Origin of the sequence: Nocardia sp. NPDC058497 (assembly GCF_042720195.1) — a bacterium.
Lineage (GTDB): Bacteria > Actinomycetota > Actinomycetes > Mycobacteriales > Mycobacteriaceae > Nocardia.
In genome coordinates this window covers 1-2,085 of record NZ_JBHXMY010000718.1, presented here as the reverse complement: position 1 = coordinate 2,085, position 2,085 = coordinate 1, and the positions used below count along the sequence as shown (strand labels likewise).

The following is a 2,085-nucleotide window of genomic DNA, read 5'->3' as shown; positions in this document are numbered from 1 at the left end:
GGTTTGCCTAAATCCGCGGCGCCCGGTCAAAACACCGTTACGAGGGCCCGAGAGCACTCGGGCCGGCTTCTGGTGTTCGTCGACGGCATCGACGACCGCACCGCCGCCGACGCACTGCGCGGCATGCTGTTCGTCGTCGACAGCGAGTCCCTGCCGCCGTCCGACGACGAGGACGCCTTCTACGACCACGAGCTCGAAGGCCTGCGCGTCGAGCTCACCGACGGCACCGTCGTCGGCGAGGTCACCGAGGTGCTGCATTCGGCCGCGGGCGAACTGCTGTCGGTGCGCGCCGCCGACGACGGCCGCGAAATTCTCGTTCCCTTTGTCACCGCCATCGTGCCGACCGTGTCGATCGCCGATGGACTGGTGGTCATCACCCCGCCCGAGGGCCTGCTCGATCCGGAGTAATTCGTGCAACTCGACGTCGTCACGATCTTCCCGGATTACCTCGAGCCGCTGCGGACCGCGCTGCTCGGCAAGGCCGTCGACAAGGGCCTGATCTCGGTCGGCGTGCATGATCTGCGGGACTGGACCCACGACGTGCACAAGTCCGTCGACGATTCGCCCTACGGCGGCGGTCCGGGCATGGTCATGAAGCCCACCGTCTGGGGCGACGCGCTCGACGCGGTGTGCCCCGACGACGCCCTGCTCGTCGTCCCCACCCCGGCCGGTGTGCCGTTCACCCAGGCGACCGCGCAGCGCTGGTCCACCGAGAAGCACCTCGTCTTCGCCTGCGGCCGCTACGAGGGCATCGATCAGCGTGTGTTCGACGACGCCGCCCGCCGCGTCCGCGTCGAAGAGGTGAGCATCGGCGACTACGTCCTCATCGGCGGCGAGGCCGCGGTGCTGGTGATGACCGAGGCCGTGGTCCGGCTGATCCCCGGTGTGCTCGGCAATCAGCAGTCCCACCAGGAGGATTCGTTCTCCGACGGACTCCTGGAAGGCCCGAGCTACACCCGCCCGGTCTCGTGGCGCGGCCTGGACGTGCCGCCGATCCTGCTGTCCGGCGATCACGCCAAGGTGGCCGCGTGGCGCCACGAGCGGTCCCTGGAACGCACCCGCGAACGCAGGCCGGATCTCCTGCCGGAGCAGTAACGCCTGCCTACATCGACGCGGCGCGGGTGGTGATGGCGAACGGGTGCCCGGCCGGGTCGAGCAAGACCCGCCAGCGCGGATCCTGTTGCACCGGAGCGGGTTTGGCGCCGATCGCCAGCGCGTGCTGCTCACACAGATCCAGGTCGGCATCGGCCGCCAGCTCCAGCTGCACCGCGGCGCTGCCCGGCCATTGTGGCGGGAAGTAGTTCTCGACGCGTTGCGCGGCCAACGTCAGCCCCGACGGTATGCGGATACCCACGCTGTGGGCGTCGTTCCACAGCACACGGCCACCGAGCAGCCCGAGGTAGAAGCGGGCGAGGGACTCGGGGTCGTCACAGTCCAGCGAGACGCCGGCCAAGTGAAAAGGCTCCGTCATCGGACCGACGGTACCGGTCGGGATGGACGCCGAGATTGTTTTGTCCTAAAGATGGTTGGATATTCATCGGGGTAATTCGTTGTGTCATCGTCCAAGGTGAGGATTGCTCGTTCCATTCGGAATATGTTCCGGGACCGCAGGACTCGGTGCGACGAGCGCGGCCGACCGGTCACCGTGCCCATGTGCCCTGTACAGGCCGTGCGCCCCTTGGTGATTCGGCGTCCATGGCACCCGGCGCGCCGAGCGTGAGCGAGGTGTGAAACGAGCGGCAGCCGGATCGTCGAGCTCGCGCGCGGGTGCTCAGGGCGACGGAAATCCGCTCGAGAGCGTGACGAATTCCACATCAGGGCAGCAGGCGATGACGCCGTGCCAGCGCCACGGCCTCGTGCCGGGTTCGCGCGTCGAGCTTGCTCATCGCCTGCCGCAGGTAGCTCTTGACGGTTTCGGCGCCGAGCGACAGGCGAAGCGCCGCTTCCTGATTCGTGCAACCGAGCGCGATCTGCGCGAGCACGTCGAGTTCGCGCCGCGACAGCCGCGGTACCTCGTCCGACGGCTCGCCCGCCAGCACCCCGGTCAGCCGATCGCACACACCCGAGAGCCTGTCTCTTATACAC

Annotated in this window: 4 protein-coding genes; 2 read left to right on the top strand and 2 right to left on the bottom strand. The window is 68.1% G+C overall.

All coding sequences use genetic code 11. The features are described 5' to 3' along the window. A partial coding sequence (gene rimM / locus ACFWPJ_RS29965; RefSeq protein ID WP_378856442.1) for a ribosome maturation factor RimM occupies positions 1-408 on the top strand: 408 nt, incomplete at its 5' end. 3 nt (positions 409-411) lie between these two features. After that, positions 412-1,095, top strand: a complete 684-nt coding sequence (trmD, locus tag ACFWPJ_RS29960; RefSeq protein WP_378856441.1) for a tRNA (guanosine(37)-N1)-methyltransferase TrmD — start codon at positions 412-414, stop codon at positions 1,093-1,095. A 7-nt stretch (positions 1,096-1,102) separates the two neighbouring features. Here trmD and ACFWPJ_RS29955 read toward each other — a convergent pair whose 3' ends face one another. Next, positions 1,103-1,471 carry a VOC family protein gene (locus tag ACFWPJ_RS29955; protein ID WP_378856439.1) on the bottom strand — a complete coding sequence of 123 codons (369 nt, stop codon included), beginning with the start codon at positions 1,469-1,471 and terminating at the stop codon, positions 1,103-1,105. A gap of 343 nt (positions 1,472-1,814) precedes the next feature. Further along, positions 1,815-2,085, bottom strand: a 271-nt coding sequence (locus tag ACFWPJ_RS29950; protein WP_378856437.1) for a response regulator transcription factor, incomplete at its 5' end; no start/stop codon positions are given.

Excerpts from the sequence above, each read along its gene's own strand:
- ACFWPJ_RS29955 (WP_378856439.1), bottom strand. The coding sequence starts at position 1,471 with ATGACGGAGCCTTTTCACTTGGCCGGCGTCTCGCTGGACTGTGACGAC.